This is a genomic window from Aeromonas sp. 9A, from assembly GCF_963900955.1.
Lineage (GTDB): Bacteria > Pseudomonadota > Gammaproteobacteria > Enterobacterales > Aeromonadaceae > Aeromonas > Aeromonas salmonicida.
This window is the reverse complement of the sequence record NZ_CAWRFG010000001.1, coordinates 268853-284067: the sequence shown is the minus strand read 5'-3', so window position 1 is coordinate 284067 and position 15215 is coordinate 268853. Positions and strand designations below refer to the sequence as shown.

General features: G+C 60.3%; 15 protein-coding genes. 5 read left to right on the top strand and 10 right to left on the bottom strand.

Annotated elements, in window-relative coordinates; all coding sequences use genetic code 11:
• Positions 1 to 22 precede the first annotated feature (22 nt).
• The 3 genes from AACX78_RS01445 to tatA all read right to left on the bottom strand — a co-directional run bounded on the left by AACX78_RS01445 (position 23) and on the right by tatA (position 2150).
• Positions 23 to 1444: a lytic transglycosylase F gene (locus AACX78_RS01445; protein ID WP_159165169.1), complete on the bottom strand. Its 1422-nt coding sequence runs from the start codon at positions 1442 to 1444 to the stop codon at positions 23 to 25.
• 227 nt (positions 1445 to 1671) lie between these two features.
• Complete coding sequence (locus AACX78_RS01440) at positions 1672 to 1974, bottom strand: YfcZ/YiiS family protein (RefSeq protein WP_005316458.1); 303 nt, start codon at positions 1972 to 1974, stop codon at positions 1672 to 1674.
• 14 nt (positions 1975 to 1988) lie between these two features.
• Positions 1989 to 2150: a twin-arginine translocase TatA/TatE family subunit gene (gene tatA / locus AACX78_RS01435; RefSeq protein ID WP_005316461.1), complete on the bottom strand. Its 162-nt coding sequence runs from the start codon at positions 2148 to 2150 to the stop codon at positions 1989 to 1991.
• Between the two features lie 272 nt (positions 2151 to 2422).
• Here tatA and AACX78_RS01430 point away from each other — a divergent pair, with 272 nt between their 5' ends.
• A complete protein-coding gene (locus AACX78_RS01430) occupies positions 2423 to 3391 on the top strand; it encodes a LysR substrate-binding domain-containing protein (RefSeq protein WP_005316464.1) in 969 nt (322 codons plus the stop codon).
• Positions 3392 to 3501: 110 nt separating this feature from the next.
• Here the strand turns inward: AACX78_RS01430 and AACX78_RS01425 are convergent, their stop codons facing one another.
• Positions 3502 to 4101, bottom strand: a complete 600-nt coding sequence (locus AACX78_RS01425; protein ID WP_005316467.1) for a YhgN family NAAT transporter — start codon at positions 4099 to 4101, stop codon at positions 3502 to 3504.
• A gap of 110 nt (positions 4102 to 4211) precedes the next feature.
• A complete protein-coding gene (locus tag AACX78_RS01420) occupies positions 4212 to 4457 on the bottom strand; it encodes a YecH family metal-binding protein (protein WP_005316470.1) in 246 nt (81 codons plus the stop codon).
• 208 nt (positions 4458 to 4665) lie between these two features.
• Here AACX78_RS01420 and AACX78_RS01415 point away from each other — a divergent pair, with 208 nt between their 5' ends.
• A complete protein-coding gene (locus tag AACX78_RS01415) occupies positions 4666 to 5949 on the top strand; it encodes a dicarboxylate/amino acid:cation symporter (protein WP_017412345.1) in 1284 nt (427 codons plus the stop codon).
• Between the two features lie 14 nt (positions 5950 to 5963).
• Here AACX78_RS01415 and AACX78_RS01410 read toward each other — a convergent pair whose 3' ends face one another.
• Positions 5964 to 6278, bottom strand: coding sequence for a putative signal transducing protein (locus tag AACX78_RS01410; protein WP_159167418.1), 315 nt, complete (start codon positions 6276 to 6278; stop codon positions 5964 to 5966).
• 118 nt (positions 6279 to 6396) lie between these two features.
• Positions 6397 to 7299, bottom strand: a complete 903-nt coding sequence (locus AACX78_RS01405) for a LysR family transcriptional regulator (RefSeq protein WP_021140167.1) — start codon at positions 7297 to 7299, stop codon at positions 6397 to 6399.
• A 96-nt stretch (positions 7300 to 7395) separates the two neighbouring features.
• Here AACX78_RS01405 and AACX78_RS01400 point away from each other — a divergent pair, with 96 nt between their 5' ends.
• Together AACX78_RS01400 and AACX78_RS01395 are read left to right on the top strand one after the other, a co-directional pair.
• Positions 7396 to 8448, top strand: coding sequence for an HlyD family secretion protein (locus AACX78_RS01400; RefSeq protein ID WP_159165168.1), 1053 nt, complete (start codon positions 7396 to 7398; stop codon positions 8446 to 8448).
• Positions 8448 to 10001 (top strand): DHA2 family efflux MFS transporter permease subunit, encoded by a 1554-nt coding sequence (locus tag AACX78_RS01395; protein WP_021140163.1) that lies wholly within the window; start codon positions 8448 to 8450, stop codon positions 9999 to 10001. Before AACX78_RS01400 ends, AACX78_RS01395 begins: the two co-directional genes overlap by 1 nt.
• Before the next feature lie 93 nt (positions 10002 to 10094).
• On the opposite strand, the gene AACX78_RS01390 is transcribed toward AACX78_RS01395, so the two are convergent.
• Positions 10095 to 10721 carry a lysoplasmalogenase gene (locus AACX78_RS01390; RefSeq protein WP_005316484.1) on the bottom strand — a complete coding sequence of 209 codons (627 nt, stop codon included), beginning with the start codon at positions 10719 to 10721 and terminating at the stop codon, positions 10095 to 10097.
• A 174-nt stretch (positions 10722 to 10895) separates the two neighbouring features.
• On the opposite strand from AACX78_RS01390, the gene AACX78_RS01385 reads away from it, so the two are divergent.
• Positions 10896 to 11048, top strand: coding sequence for a hypothetical protein (locus tag AACX78_RS01385; protein ID WP_005316486.1), 153 nt, complete (start codon positions 10896 to 10898; stop codon positions 11046 to 11048).
• Positions 11049 to 11537: 489 nt separating this feature from the next.
• Here AACX78_RS01385 and AACX78_RS01380 read toward each other — a convergent pair whose 3' ends face one another.
• Both AACX78_RS01380 and AACX78_RS01375 read right to left on the bottom strand, forming a co-directional pair.
• Positions 11538 to 14090, bottom strand: a complete 2553-nt coding sequence (locus AACX78_RS01380; protein ID WP_159165167.1) for a TRAP transporter permease — start codon at positions 14088 to 14090, stop codon at positions 11538 to 11540.
• Between the two features lie 103 nt (positions 14091 to 14193).
• Positions 14194 to 15165, bottom strand: a complete 972-nt coding sequence (locus AACX78_RS01375; protein ID WP_159165166.1) for a TAXI family TRAP transporter solute-binding subunit — start codon at positions 15163 to 15165, stop codon at positions 14194 to 14196.
• Between the last annotated feature and the right edge of the window lie 50 nt (positions 15166 to 15215).

The window sequence follows — 15215 nt, the reverse complement described above, 5'->3', positions numbered from 1 at the left end:
ATCCCCCTGACCGGTGGGGTGATCAGGGCCGGGCCGCCTCTATGGCGGCCGCCTTGCCCTCCAGCTGTGGCAGGCTGAAGCGATAGGCCACATAGTACTTGTAGATGGTACTGACGTAGTTGATGGGGCCCTGCCCCACCTCGTTAGCCACCAGCTGCTCCACGTTGCCAAACCAGACGTTGGGATCCAGCCCGGCGGCTTGCGCCTTGGCCCTGAGTGCCTGTACCCGGTTCGGTCCGGCATTATAGGCAGCCAGTGCAAACAGGTGGCGATTGAGCTGATCCAGCGCAGGATCGTTGAAATAGGTGTCCAGGATCAGCCGCAGATAGCGGCAAGCCGCCTCTACATTGCCCTCCAGACTGGCTAACCTGGCGCCACGTATGCCCACCTCGCTGCCGGTACTCGGCAACAGCTGCATGATCCCCACGGCCCCACGTACCGAGCGCGCGCCGGTATTGAGCCCAGACTCCTTGTAGGCCAGTGCCGCCAGCATCAGCCAGTCCAGTTGATACTTGTCGGCATACTGCTCAAGCACCTTGCGGATGGTCGAGAGCCGCCCCATGGGATCGGGCGCCAGAATATTGCTCATCTGGTCGCTGCGCACCAGCAACTGGCGCAATGTCATGTCGTTGTAGAGGGAGTGCTTGCCCGTATCGGCCAGGTATCCGTTGACCGCCTTGAGCAGCTCGGGGCTGTTTTTACGCAGAGCCCAGGCACTGCGGCCATTATCCCGCAGCGGGATCAGCTTGTGGGCCCTGAGGCCGCTGATCATCCCAAGCCAGATGCGCCCCTTGAAGCTGTCGGTCACTGTGAGGGGGATAATACCTGCCGCCACCATCTCCAGCAGATCCACATCCTGCAGGTATTCGGGGACGGTTTCGATATAGATGGGGGGAAGCCCCAGCTCTCGAAACAACCAGTTGAGCTGGCGCAGACTCTCGTAATAACTGGAGCTGGCCCGCACCCAGACGCGCCGGCCGGAAAGCTGGGTGATACGGTTGAATGTCGGCAGAGCGTGCTGACTCACGATCCACTCTTCGATGGGGGTGATCACCGGATTGGAGAAGGCCACCTGCTCGCGCCGGGTCGGGGTCACCGTCATGTTGGCCGCCACCAGATCGCCACGCCCCTCTGTGAGGTAGTCCAGCAGCTTGTCCTGGCGCACCGGTATGTAGATGATCTTGAGCTTGATCTGCTCCCTGGCGAGGTAGGTCTGGTTCAGCCAGCGCTCGAAACCCTGCAGCTGATTGACCAGAATGCCGTGCTGGGCGCCTTTATCGAGAAAAAAGAAACCCCGCTCATAGACCACCAGGGCCCTGAGTTCTTTCTTTTGCAGTATATGTTCGAGATCCCCGGGTTGGGGCAAGCGCTGTGGCTTGAGGTCCGCCGCCAGCAGAGGAAGACAGCAGAGGGCCAGCAGGCCCCAGATCCATCGCTGCATCATGATGTAATCGCCTTCTGTGGACCAGGTTGCGCCGGACTGTTGGTCAGCAGGATAAGTCGTTATAGAAGGTGGGATTCACGGCAGAGATCTCGCCGCGTCATCATGTGTACGCCTTCTGTTGGCCGACTCCCGCCGGGCAAACCGTCTGTGGGATAACTAACTATAGAACGCAGACCCACAGCAGAAGGGTCAACACGGCAGGCGAACCCGCCGTGTCACTACCGGGCTCAGATAGAGCGGGCGCGCAGCTCGAAAATCAGCTTTTCGGCGGTGCAGGTGAATTGCAACCGGGCCTTCAGGATCACGCCGCTGGCACCCTGGCTCAGCTCGCTGCTGATCATGGCTTCGGCAGTCACCTGCTTGGCCAGCGCTTCATAGGCCGCCAGCTTGGCGCGGGCATCGGCTTCTGTTGCAGCTTCGATCACCAGCTCCATCAGATCGTCACCTTCACCAATGATGGTGCCGATCTCGGCAAAACAGCCGCAGCTGTCGCAGGTTTCGTTCAATTCAACTTTCTCGTCTACAGACATACTTCCACTCCTACTTATTTCGGATGATTGGCATCGTCACGCAAGGCGTTACGAAAATCCCTGATGGCGGTGCCCAGATCCTCACCGGCGCCGGCCAGGCGTTTGCTGCCAAACACCACGACCACCACCACGAGCAGGATCAACAAATGCCAGATATGAATTCCACCGAGTCCCATAGGGATACTCCTGACTGATAGATACGCTTTGTTTGTATCAAAAGAAGGCGCAAGGATTGTTGGGCAAAATCAAGACAGGTGCAAGTTTGCAAATAAATCACCAAAAAAATACGGCGACCCAGGGTCGCCGTATGAATTGATGCTACTTGTCCCCTCAACCGCTACATCCTGTACCAGCCGCCATGAAGGCGAGAGACGAACCGAGCATAGGGTCGCCAAGATATGAAAACAAATGGTATAAATTCATCTAAGAATTGAAAAGGATTCATATCATGTTGTTGGAACAGCTGGGGCGTATCGACCTCAATCTATTGATTATCCTGCAAGTTTTGCTGGAAGAGCGAAATGGTAGCCGGGCAGCCCGTCGCCTGCATCTGAGCCAGTCTGCCGTCAGCAAGGCCCTGGGGCGCCTGCGGGAAACCTTCGACGATCCCCTGTTCGTGCGCTCCGCCTACGGGCTGGAACCCACGGCCCGCGCTCTGGTGCTACAACAGCAACTGCAACCCATACTGCTGTCCCTGGACAACCTGATCCAGCCACCGGATTTCGATCCGGCCAGCACAGAGCGGGAGTTTGTGATCGCCAGCATGGACAGCGCCTTCACCCTGTTTGCCCCGCTCTATTTGAGCGAGCTGAAACGCCAGGCACCGGGCATACGGCTGCGCTACGAGGAGTGGACCGAGAACAGCCTGACCGAGATGAGCCAGGGTCAGGTGGATATTGCCTTCACGGTGCGGGAGAACTGCATCAGCTCGGACTTTCGGCTCGATACCCTGCCCAACGCCATCTGCCAGCGGCTGCTCGCCATCGATGATCTCACCTGTCTGGTGCAGCACGATCACCCTGCCCTGCACGAACCCGAATGGGACCTCGCCCGCTACCTGGCCTATCCCCATGTGCAGACCTATTGCGAGGGACGGGATCGCTGGATGCTGGATCACAAGCTGGCGGGGATGGATCTCTACCGCCGGATTGAGGCAACCGTGCCCTCGTTCGAGGCCGCGCTGCGGATGGGCATGCACTCGGACATGATAGTGACCCTCTCCAGACTCTATGCACGCCACGCCACCCAGGTCTATCCGCTGGTGCCGCTGCCGCTGCCCATTGCACTCGACAGCATCTCCCACCTGCTCATCTGGCATCAGCGCCACGAAGAGGACCCGGGCCACCGCTGGTTACGGGAGACACTGCTCGCCCTCATCATGAGCAAGCTGGAACCCTCGGCAACCGAGCCGTCCTGACTATCAGCGCCGAGCAAGAGAACGCCCGGCCTTCCTCATCATGAGTGAGCCGGATACCGCCGCCAACGACTGGCCTGATGATCAGTGTTGGCGAGGGGAGAGCCTGACCGTCAACCCTGACCCGTCACCGCCAGATAGTGGTGGACACCGTCCAGCAGCATCTGCACCGCAATCATCACCAGCAGCATGCCCATCAGGCGCTCCACGGCTGTGAGTCCTCGCTCACCCAGCAGCTTGTTGAATACCTCGTAGAACATCAGGATCACTGCGCTGGCACCCCAGGCCATCAACAGGGCCAGCGACCAATCCGTCATCCGGGTCGGCTCCTGGTTTGCCAGCAGCAACAGGGAGGCAAGAATGGAAGGACCGGCAATCATGGGGATGGCCATGGGCACCAGGAAGGGCTCCTCGCCCGCCGCCAGCCCGGTCACCCCACCCTCGCTCGGGAAGATCATCTTGATGGCGATGAGAAACAAGATGATGCCGCCTGCGATACTCACCGCTTCCTGGCGCAAATTGAGGAAATTGAGGATCTGCTGACCGGCAAACAGGAAGGCCATCATGATGGCCAGCGAAAACAACAGCTCCCGCATCATCACCTTGCGCCGTCGCTTGGGATCGATATGGCGCAGGATCGACAGGAAGACCGGCAGGTTACCCAGCGGATCCATGATCAGAAACAACATGACGGCAGCGGAGAAAGTGTCCATACGATTCCAGGGCAATGCCCGGGCCAAGCCTTCGGCAGAGAAAAACAGGAGGAAATACTAACAAAGGGACAGAGATTCGGCGAGCACCAAGGATGTGCCCGCCGTGAAGGTCAACCGTGGTTGCAGATCTTGTCGGCGTGGGTCTGGAAACCCTGCGCTGATTCGATGAACTTGCCGCGCTGTGCCAGGAAGGCGATCAGCGCCTCGGCATCCATCTCGCTCGCGCTGCAGGTATGAAAACGGGCATCGGCACCGAAGTGCTCATCGATCGCCTGCTTGAGGCTGGCACGGGTAAATTGCCCCCCTTGTGCCAGCATCATCTCCATCACCTCGTGACCGTGTACCGATTGAGTCATAGCAAACCTCATTAATAAACATATTTAATGCCTATTAAATCCTGCGCCGAAGGGGGTGACCTTGATATAGGCCAATAAATTGCCGATTTCCCTCATAGCAAGCTGGTCGTGAGTACCGCTTTGTCGATAATGTGGCAACCTGACAAGGGGATGGCTACACTAACGCCCCTTTTTGCCATCGCAGACAGAATATAAGGACATTGGCGTCATGCTGTTCCATGGATTGGCTTTCAAGCCCTGGCGGATCTGGACCCGCCGTCCCCTTTGGTTGAAGACCCTGATCGGCATGTTGACGGGGATCGGGCTGGGACTCGGCTTCAGTGAACAGGCGTTGCAGCTCAAGCCCCTTGGCGTCCTGTTCGTCAACACCATACAGATGCTGATGGTGCCGCTCATCTTCTGTTCTGTCATCGCCGGCCTCACCTCCCTGCTCAAGGGCAAGAGCCTGGATCGGATCGGCAGCAAGGCCATAGGCCTCTATCTCTTCTCCACCGCCATCGCCATCTGCATCGGTCTGATGATGGGCTGGCTGCTGGAACCCGGCATGGGCGCCAACATGGGGCCCTATGAGCGGGTCGGCATGGCGGAACAGCCAACCCTGGCCAGCGTGCTGAGCCATCTGGTTCCACGCAACCCTGTGCAGGCCATGGTGGATGGCAAGATACTGCAGGTGATCGTTTTTGCGGTCGCCCTCGCCCTCGCCCTCAACGCCACAGGCCGACGCGGTCGCCCCGCCATCCTCTTCTTTACCTCGCTGGCGGAGGGAATGTTCAAGCTGACCCAGATGGTCATGGCGCTGGCACCCTACGGCGTCTGCGCCCTGATGGCCTGGATGACGGGCAAATACGGGGTGAGTCTGCTCTTGCCGCTGCTCAAGGTTATCGGCGCCGTCTATCTCGGCTGCCTGCTCCATGTGCTTGGCGTCTATAGCAGCCTGCTCATCCTGCTGGCGCGGCTCAACCCGCTTCACTACTTCAAGAGCATCGTCGATGCCCAGGCCGTGGCCTTCACCAGCAGCTCCAGCAGCAGCACACTGCCCATCAGTCTGGCCTGCGCCGAGAAACGGCTCGGGGTCTCCCCCGCCATCACCGCCAAGGTGCTGCCCATCGGCGCCACCATCAATATGGACGGCACCGCCCTCTACCAGGGAGTCACAGCCCTGTTCGTGGCCCAGGCATTTGGCGTGGATCTGCACATGGTGGATTACCTGACCATCATCAGCATCGCCACCCTGGCCAGTATCGGTACCGCAGGCACACCGGGTACAGGGCTCATGTTGCTGACCCTGACGCTCACTGCGGTAGGGTTGCCGCTGGAAGGGGTAGCCCTCATCGCCGGGATCGACAGGATCCTCGACATGGCGCGTACCACGGTCAACGTGTCCGGCGATATTCTGGTGTCCGTGCTGATTGCTCGCAGCGAGAAGGAGCTGGATCTGGCGACCTATCACGACGCCAGCGCAGGAGATGATATCGACTTCACCCTGCGCTGAGGCAGGGTGAGGGATTAACTATCGTGGGGATCGTGATGACAGCGCCAGCAGACCTCAAAGTTGGCTCCGTTCTCCTCCCCGCACTGACCGCAGAGCCAGCCATTGCCCTGGCGCTGCTGATAACGTTCGATGACCCGTCCTGCCTTGCTGCGATCCTGCTCCCGCACCATCAGGGTCACCTGCAACAGATCCACCGGCAGATCGCCCAGCGCCCCCGACAGGGCCTCGCCGTTGAGTCGCACCAGTACCCCTTCCACTTCCAGCGCCCCTTTCAGGGCATGGGCCTCCAGCGAATGGGAAGCCCGATAAAGATTGATCCATTGATCCATGCCTTCCCCCTGCAACCGCTTGTTGATGCCATGTCTAGCTGGCACCATGCCCCTCTTCCATCCTCGGGATCGAACCTGGATCCCATGATCCAGTCTTCCCCGTCCCCTGACCTGCCTGTCACAGCAAGTTGTCTATCCCGTAATCCGCCCCCTGCGCCACCATAAAATCGATAAAGGCCCGCAACTTGCGCGGCATCAGCCGCCGCTCCGGGAACAACAGATAAATCGGCACCTTGGGCTGCTGCCACTCGGGTAGCAGGGGCACCAGGGCGCCGCTGGCAAGCTCCTCATGGCAAAGCATGGCGGGCAGGGAGGCGAGCCCGAGCCCCGCCTTCGCTGCCTCTCTGGCACAGGTTATATTATTAACCCTAAAGCGGGAGGGAGGGTCAACCAGCACCTCTCTTCCATCCAGCTCGAAGCACCAGTGCGAAGCCAGAAACCCGCTGCTCACCGCCACCCTTTCATGGCGCACCAGATCCTCGGGATCAGTGATGGCCGGACTGCGGGCCAGATAATCCGGGCTGGCACACAGCAGCCGTTCCGTGCTCCACAGCCGCCGCGCCGCCAGGTTGGAGTCGCTCATGTCGCCGATGCGCACTATGGCATCCAGCCCCTCGTTGATGGGATCCACTATGCGATTGGTCAGCTCCAGCTCAACCTGCAGCCCCGGATAAACTTGCAGAAATTTGGCCACCAGCCGACCCACCACCAGCTGCCCCGTCTCGATGGGTACCGCCAGCTTGAGAATGCCGGTCACCTCCTGCTGGCTGGCGCTCACCATCAGCTCGGCCTGAGCCAGCTCATCCACTGCCTTGCTGCAGCGCAGATAGTATTGCTCACCGGCCTCGGTCAGGGTGAGCTGACGGGTTGAGCGGTAGAGCAGTCGTACGCCGAGGCGCTGCTCCAGCTCTGCGATGCGGCGACTCACGGTCGCCTTGGTCATGCCCAGATCCTGGGCAGCCCCAGTAAAGGAGCCCTTGTCGACGATCCGCACCAGGATCAAGGCAGCGTTCAGATCCATTGTTGCACCAGTGAAACTGTATATCTCATTAATGGATACTAATCGAAACAGTTGGCCAGTGTTAGCCTGCGCTGCTTAAGTTCAGGAATCCCCAAAATGAGCCAACACAAGAAAATCCCCCTGCTGGCCGCCATGGTGCTGGCCCTGCTCGGCCTGCTGTTCGCCGGTTACTGGTATCTGCATGGCCGCTATTTCGAGAGTACCGACAACGCCTACCTGCAGAGCGAAGTGACCGGGATCGGATCCAAGCTGCCCGGCTACATCAGTGAGGTGCTGGTCACCGACAACCAGGCGGTGAAGGCCGGTCAGCTGATCGCCCGACTGGACGATCGGGAGTACAAGACCAGGGTGGCCGAGGCCGAGGCTGACCTGCACCTCAATCAGGCAACCGCCGAGAATCTGGCCGCGACCCGGACCCAGCAACTGAGCCTGATCCGTCAGGCCGAGGCCAAGGTCGCCTCCGCCAATGCCGAGCAGGTGCGCGCCAGACAACAGGTGCAAAGGGTCAGCCAGCTCAACCAGCGCCATTACAGCTCGCAAGACAGCCTGGATGAAGTGCGGGCCGGACTGCAGGTCAATCAGGCGCAGGAACAGGAAGCCAGGGCCGCCCTGCAGGCCGCCCGTGAACGGCTGCTGGTGCTGGATGCCGAGGCCAAGCAGAATCAGGCCAGGCTGGCATTGAGCGAGGCGCAGCTGGAACAGGCCAGACTGGAGCTGAGCTACACCGAGTTGCGGGCACCGGCTGACGGCATCATAGGAAAGCGCAGCCTGCGGGCAGGGCTCTACGTTCAGTCCGGCATGCAGGTCGCCAGTCTGGTGCCGCTGCAACAGGTATGGGTCGAGGCCAATTTCAAGGAGACCCAGCTGCACCATATGCAACCGGGCCAGAAGGTCAAAGTGATCCTTGACGCCTATCCGGATCAACCGGTCGAGGGGATCATCGACAGCCTGGCCCCCGCCACCGGCGCCAGGTTCGCCCTGCTGCCACCGGAGAATGCCACTGGCAACTTCACCAAGATAGTGCAGCGGGTACCGGTCAAGATCCGCATCCCCGAGCCGGGTGCCCTGGCAGGCAAGCTGCTGCCGGGCCTCTCCACCGAGGTGATAGTGGATACCCGTGATCCTGCCGCCCTGATGGCAGCCAACTGATGGAACCCATTCCACGTCGCAACTGGATAGCCGTCATGGGGGGCCTCATTGGCGCCTTCATGGCCATCCTCGACATCCAGATCACCAACGCCTCCCTGAAGGATATTCAGGGGGCCCTGTCGGCCACCCTGAGCGAGAGCTCCTGGATCTCCACCTCCTATCTGGTGGCGGAGATGATCGCCATCCCCCTGAGCGGCTGGCTGAGTCGGGGTCTGAGCGTGCGTCGTTACCTGTTGTGGACCACGGGGGCCTTTATCGTCGCCTCCGTGCTCTGCTCGTTCAGCTGGAACCTCACCAGCATGATCGTCTTCCGGGCGCTGCAGGGTTTCACCGGCGGCGCGCTGATCCCAATGGCCTTCTCCCTTATTGTCAGCCTGCTGCCGCTGCACAAGCGAGCGACCGGCATGGCACTGTTCGGCCTCTGTGCCACCTTCGCTCCCGCCATAGGCCCGACTTTGGGCGGCTGGCTGACGGAGCAGCTCTCCTGGCACTACATCTTCTACCTGAACGTACCGCCCGGCCTGCTGGTGATGGCCATGCTGGCCCATGGTCTGGACAAGAAGCCGGTCGACTGGACCGTGATCAAGCAGGTGGATCTCATCGGCATCATCACAATGGCGATGGGACTGGGTCTGTTGGAAGTGGTGCTGGAAGAGGGCAACAGAGAGGACTGGTTTGGCTCGAGCTTCATAGTGCGGCTCACCGTCATCTCTGTGGTGGCCCTGGTGTTCTTCGTCATCAGCCAGCTGCTCAGACGCCATCCGCTGGTCAACCTGCGGCTGCTGCACAACCCGCGCTTCGCGCTGGCCTGCTTTGCCTATCTGGTGCTCGGCATGGCGCTGATGGGCTCCATCTATGTGCTGCCGCTCTACATGGCGCAGATCCACAACTACAACGCGCTGGAAATCGGTGAGGTGCTGATGTGGATGGGGCTGCCCCAACTGCTGGTGTTGCCGCTGGTGCCCAAGCTGACCCACAAGATAGACCCGCGCTATCTGGTGAGCTTCGGTTTTCTGGTCTTTGCCATCAGCTGCTTCATGAACATGAACATGAGTGCCGACTACGCCGGCCCCCAGCTTATCCAGTCGCTGATAGTGCGGGCCCTGGGTCAACCCTTCATCATGGTGCCGCTCTCTCTGGTGGCGACAGCCAGCCTGAGTCACGACGAGATCCCCTCCTCCTCGACCCTGCTCAACGTGCTGCGCAACCTGGGGGGTGCCTTTGGCATCGCCATCATAGCGACCCTGATCGACAACGACACCCGCGTCCATGTCAGCCAGATCAGCAGCACGCTGGCCGCCAGCAGCATAGAGGGGCAGAGCTACCTGCTGCAGCTGGCCCGGAGCATGATGGCGCAGGGCTCGGGTCCCGAGCTGGCCCAACAGCAGGCCCAGGCCATGCTGTCGAACACCATCAGCCGCGAGGCTGCCATCATGGCTTACAACCAGGTGTTCTATGTGATGGGGATCTTCCTGCTTATCGCCAGCGCCCTGATGCTGCTGCTCAAGCAGCCAGCCCCCAGAGCGGCCGATGCCGAACCGCTCGAGGCATAGCCAAGGCGTAAAAACAGACACAAAGAATGGGCCAACAGGCCCATTTTTCTTGCCGGTGATCAACTGCAAGTGACGAAAGAGACCGGCTCCTCTTCACCCCGCCAGAGAGGCTGCGATCAGAAACTGGGCCGCGAAGTAACTGCTCATGATCCAGGCCGTGGCGTGAGGAAAGGGACGCCGGAACCTGTCCAGCGCCAGCATGCTGTCGGAAAAGAGGAACATCAGTGCCCCCACCAGGGCGGCGGCACTGCCCGCGGTCAAGGAGGCGTGCCAGGCACCGGCGGCCACCCAGGCCATGCCGATGATCACCAGCATGTAGCAGAAGACGGGGATCTTCATCTCCCCCAACCGGCCCCACAGCAGGCCGAATACCATGCCAGCCACCAGCAGCAGCAAGAGACCATCCACCAAGTTCAACACCAGGGGTCCCTGGGCAAAGCCAACTATGTAGCAGAGGTGTGCGACAAAAAACGCCGCCAGGCCCTGAATGAAGCGATCCCTTGGCAACATCAGCAGCACGTCCCCGGCCAGCGACAGGCAGAGCCCGAGCAGGATCCAGGCGTGTGAGCCGTCATGGTCATCGCTCTGATAGCCAAACGCCAGCGCTATGATGAACAGCATGGTCAGCGGCTTGCTGATATAGAACTGACGGGAGTCTGAGCCGTAGGCCGCACGAATGTGCCACCAGCCCGATGCGATGATCAAGAAACTCAATAACATGCCCTGCTCCTCACGTGTTGCTCGCAGTCATACGGCAACATCTTCTGACTGGCAGCAGAGTAGCAAATTCCCTCGGCCAGTGGCAGGGGAGCTCAGCAAATGAGCAGTCTACGCCTAAAGTCTAATTGCCCGCCGGCCCAGGTCAGGGCATAAGGAAGGGTCTGGAGGATCACCATGGAAGACGAAATGAAAAACTATCTGCCCGCTATCGATATCATGATGTGCCATCTGGGGATCAGCTTCGAACAGGCCTGCGAACAGCTTGGACTCAGTCCGCAAGAACAGCAGGCGCTGGATCAGCTGCAGCAGCAGGCTCAGTCAAACTAGCACTCCCGATATGGATATCATGATGTTCCAGATCCGGGGATCAGCTTCGAGCAGGCCTGCGAACAGCTTGGTCTCAGTCCGCAAGAACAGCAGGCGCTGGATCAGCTGCAGCAGCAGGCTCAGTCAAACTAGCACTCCCGATATGGATATCATGATGTTCCAGATCCGGGGATCAGCTTCGAGCAGGCCTGCGAACAGCTTGGACTCAGTCCGCAAGAACAGCAGGCGCTGGATCAACTGCAGCAGCAGGCTCAGTCAAACTAGCACTCCCGATATGGATATCATGATGTTCCAGATCCGGGGATCAGCTTCGAGCAAGCCTGCGAACAGCTTGGACTCAGCCCGCAAGAACAGCAGGCGCTGGATCAGCTGCAACAGCAGGCTCAGTCAAACTAGCCCTATCGCATGAGCCACAGGCTCCGAGCAAGCGGCAAGACCCGGCTTGGGATATAAAAACGGCGCCTTGATGGCGCCGTTTTTATTGGCATTTTATTGGCGAACCACACGTCGCCGTTGCAGCCAGACGATCAGCCCAAAAAGCAGGAAGCCCGGGAACCAAATCAGCTCCTTTGGCCAGCGCTCGGTAGGCGCCTTGACGGAGAGGATCTCCTGGTCAAACTCCAGCCCCATGGTGGCGGCCGGGCTGCCAAAGGCCACGCTGTCGATCAGGGTCTTGCCATCCTGCTCATAGATCGTCAGTCCCAGGTTCGCCAACCGCTCGTCGCCATTTGCACCATCCGGCACTGCGACCAGCAGGGTGGATTGACGGGGCTTGCCTACCATATCCTCACCCTTGAGCCGCAACCTTAATGTGCTCTGCGCTTCTACCTCCCCCATGGTCTGGGCAAGCTGGGCTGGCGGTGTACTGCGATAAGGATCGTGCACCATGTCCATCCAGAACCCCGGACGGAACAGGGTGAAAGCCACCAGCAGCAGCAAGACGCTCTCGTACCAGCGGTTCTTCACCAGGAACCAGCCCTGGGTCGCGGCGGCGAAGATCAGCATGGCAATGGTCGCGACTATGAAGATCAGCACGCCGTGGGCGAAGTCCACGTCGATCAGCAGCAGATCCGTGTTGAAGATGAACAGGAAGGGCAGTGCCGCGGTGCGCAGACTGTAGTAGAAAGCCGTGATACCGGTCTTGATGGGATCGCCCTTGGAAACGGCAGCCGCCGCAAACGAGGCCAGACCCACAGGCGGTGTCACGTCCGCCATGATGCCGAAGTAGAACACGAACAGATGCACGGCTATGAGCGGCACTATCAGGCCGTTCTGCTGGCCGAGCGTCACCACCACGGGTGCCAGCAGGCTGGACACCACTATGTAGTTGGCGGTGGTGGGCAACCCCATGCCGAGGATCAGGCTCAGCAGGGCGGTGAGCAGCAGCATCAGCAGCAGGTTGCCCATGGAGAGGAACTCCACCAGATCCGCCAGCACCAGGCCAACCCCGGTCTGGGAGACTGCACCGACTATGACCCCCGCCGTGGCGGTGGCAATGCCGATACCGATCATGTTGCGGGCACCGGCGACCAGCCCTTCCCGCAGATCCACCATGCCATCGAGCAGCGAGCCGTAGTCATGCTTGCCATCGGTACGCAGCCAGTTGAGCAGCGGCCGCTGGGTCAGCAAAATGATGACCAGCATGACGGTGCCCCAGAAGGCCGACAGACCCGGCGAGAGGCGCTCGACCATCAGACACCACACCAGCACCACCACGGGCAGCAGGAAATGCAGACCGGAGAGCAGCACGGCGCGGGTGTTGGGCAACGTGATCAGCGGCTTGTCGGGATCCTCCGCCGCCAATGGTTCATTGCTGGCCGCAATCTTGAGCAGACCCACATAAGCGGCAGCCAGCAGCAATGAAATCCCTGGCAAGGCATAATCACCCAGCGCGGGCTTGAGCCAACCGAGGCCATAGTAGACCGCCAGCGACAGGCCACTGATGAGGGCCGCGCCGAAGGCAAAGCCGGTCAAACGACGCAGCCAGGGCTTGGGTTGATGGCCGCCGATGGGCTGCATATCGAGCTTGAGCGCTTCCAGATGCACTATGTAGAGCAGCGCTATATAGGAGATGGCGGCTGGCAGGAAGGCATGCTTGATGATATCCACATAAGGGATGCCCACGTACTCCACCATCAGGAAGGCCGCGGCCCCCATCACGGGGGGCATGATCTGGCCGTTGACCGAGGAAGCCACTTCCACCGCCCCCGCCTTCTCGGCACTGAAGCCCACCTTCTTCATCATGGGGATGGTGAAGGTGCCAGTGGTGACCACGTTGGCGATGGACGACCCCGAGATGAGACCAGTCAGCCCGGAGGCCACGACGGCCGCCTTGGCCGGGCCGCCGCGCAGGTGGCCAAGCAGGCTGAAGGCGAGCTGGATAAAGTAGTGACCGGCACCGGCCCGCTCCAGCAGGGCGCCGAACAGCACGAACAGGAACACGAAGCTGGTCGACACGCCGAGCGCTATGCCAAACACCCCTTCTGTGGTGATCCACTGGTGATTGGCCAGGGCGGTGAAGCTCACCCCGCGGTGAGCCAGCAGACCCGGCATCCAGGGGCCAGCCAGGCTGTATACGAGGAACAGCAGGGCAATGACCGCCAGGGCGGGGCCCAGAGCACGCCGTGCCGCTTCCAGCAGCAAGGGGATGCCGATGCAGGCCGTGATCAGATCAGAGGTGGTGAGGCTGCCCGGACGCAGGGCCAGCGCTTCATACATCACAAACAGATAAGAGGCCGCACCGGCTGCAATCAGCCCCAGCGCTATGTCGCTGAGCGGGACTCTGTCCCGGGGAGAGCGTCGAAATGCCGGAAACACCAGATAGGCCAGCAACAGGGCAAAGGTGAGGTGAATGGCACGGGTTTCGGTGTCATTGAGTACGCCAAAACCCAGCATGAAGGGCAGTGGCGAGGCAATCCAGAGCTGGAACAGGGACCAGGCCAGCGCCAGGGCGGTAATGAGCCAGCCCATGATGCCGAGCGGCAGACGAGCGCCCACATCCTGGGCGATCAGTTCCTCGGTAGAGAGTTGTGTATCTTGCATAGGGTTAACTTGTGCCAACGAGTACAACAAAAACGACACCCGCCGCCGCAAACAGCGCAGCCAACGGGTGTCGAGGGAGTGACAAAGGCCCTTGGGCCCTCAATCAGAGCCAGCCGCGCTCTTTGTAGTAGCGAGCAGCCCCTTCATGCAGCGGTGCAGAGAGCCCTACCTTGATCATGTCGGCCTCTTTCAGGTCGGCAAAGGCAGGGTGCAGGCGCTTGAAGCGATCCAGGTTGTCAAAGACAGACTTCACCAGCTGATAGACCACTTCCGGATCGGCCTTGGCGCTGGTGGAGAGCACAGCCTTGCCACCGATGGACGGGGTCGGCTGGTCGCTGCCCTTGTAGAGGCCACCCGGGATCTCGGCCTTGGTGTAGTAGCTCTTCTCTGCCAACAGCTTGTCGATAGCCTCGCCGGTCACCGGCACCAGCACGGCATCCGTGGTGGTGGAGGCTTCCTGGATGGCGCCGTTCGGATGACCAACGAAGTAGCTCATGGCGTCGATATTGTTGTCACCCAGTGCAGAAGCCTGCTCCGCCGGTTTCAGCTCGGAAACCAGCGCGAAGTCACCCTTCTTCCAGCCCTTGACCGCCATGATCTCTTCCATGGTGTCACGCTGACCCGAGCCCGGGTTGCCGATGTTGACGCGCTTGCCCTTCAGATCGTCAAAGCTGGCGATCTTGGCATCGCGACGAGCCAGAATGGTGAACACCTCGCTCTGCAGGGAGAAGACGGCACGGATATCATCCATGGCCCCTTCGGTCTGGAAAGGGGGCAGCCCTTTCATCGCCTTGAACTGGTGGTCAGACTGCATGATACCGAAGTTGAATTCACCGCTGCGGATGCCGTTGACGTTGGCAACACCGCCACCACTGGCTGGCGCGTTGCACTTGATCTGATGATCGGCAGCGCCGCGATTGAGGAAACGACAGATAGACTGGCCTGCCACATAGTAGACGCCAGTCTGGCCGCCGGTGCCTATGGTCACGAAGCGCTCCTGCGCCTGTACCTGGCCGCCAAACGAAACACCGACCAGAGCCGCCGACAGGGCGCACGCCAAGGATAATCCTTTCATGTTTTCCATCCTTTTCATTGATTTATCTCATCCGATTCCCGGATGAATGT

Bases quoted from the DNA above. Each gene is read 5' to 3' on its own strand.
- AACX78_RS01380 (WP_159165167.1), bottom strand. From the start codon at position 14,090: ATGCAAGATACACAACTCTCTACCGAGGAACTGATCGCCCAGGATGTG.
- AACX78_RS01400 (WP_159165168.1), top strand. From the start codon at position 7,396: ATGAGCCAACACAAGAAAATCCCCCTGCTGGCCGCCATGGTGCTGGCC.
- AACX78_RS01395 (WP_021140163.1), top strand. From the start codon at position 8,448: ATGGAACCCATTCCACGTCGCAACTGGATAGCCGTCATGGGGGGCCTC.
- AACX78_RS01410 (WP_159167418.1), bottom strand. From the start codon at position 6,278: ATGGATCAATGGATCAATCTTTATCGGGCTTCCCATTCGCTGGAGGCC.
- AACX78_RS01440 (WP_005316458.1), bottom strand. From the start codon at position 1,974: ATGTCTGTAGACGAGAAAGTTGAATTGAACGAAACCTGCGACAGCTGC.
- AACX78_RS01430 (WP_005316464.1), top strand. From the start codon at position 2,423: ATGTTGTTGGAACAGCTGGGGCGTATCGACCTCAATCTATTGATTATC.
- AACX78_RS01420 (WP_005316470.1), bottom strand. From the start codon at position 4,457: ATGACTCAATCGGTACACGGTCACGAGGTGATGGAGATGATGCTGGCA.
- AACX78_RS01405 (WP_021140167.1), bottom strand. From the start codon at position 7,299: ATGGATCTGAACGCTGCCTTGATCCTGGTGCGGATCGTCGACAAGGGC.
- AACX78_RS01375 (WP_159165166.1), bottom strand. From the start codon at position 15,165: ATGAAAGGATTATCCTTGGCGTGCGCCCTGTCGGCGGCTCTGGTCGGT.
- AACX78_RS01390 (WP_005316484.1), bottom strand. From the start codon at position 10,721: ATGTTATTGAGTTTCTTGATCATCGCATCGGGCTGGTGGCACATTCGT.
- tatA (WP_005316461.1), bottom strand. From the start codon at position 2,150: ATGGGACTCGGTGGAATTCATATCTGGCATTTGTTGATCCTGCTCGTG.
- AACX78_RS01415 (WP_017412345.1), top strand. From the start codon at position 4,666: ATGCTGTTCCATGGATTGGCTTTCAAGCCCTGGCGGATCTGGACCCGC.
- AACX78_RS01445 (WP_159165169.1), bottom strand. From the start codon at position 1,444: ATGATGCAGCGATGGATCTGGGGCCTGCTGGCCCTCTGCTGTCTTCCT.
- AACX78_RS01385 (WP_005316486.1), top strand. From the start codon at position 10,896: ATGGAAGACGAAATGAAAAACTATCTGCCCGCTATCGATATCATGATG.
- AACX78_RS01425 (WP_005316467.1), bottom strand. From the start codon at position 4,101: ATGGACACTTTCTCCGCTGCCGTCATGTTGTTTCTGATCATGGATCCG.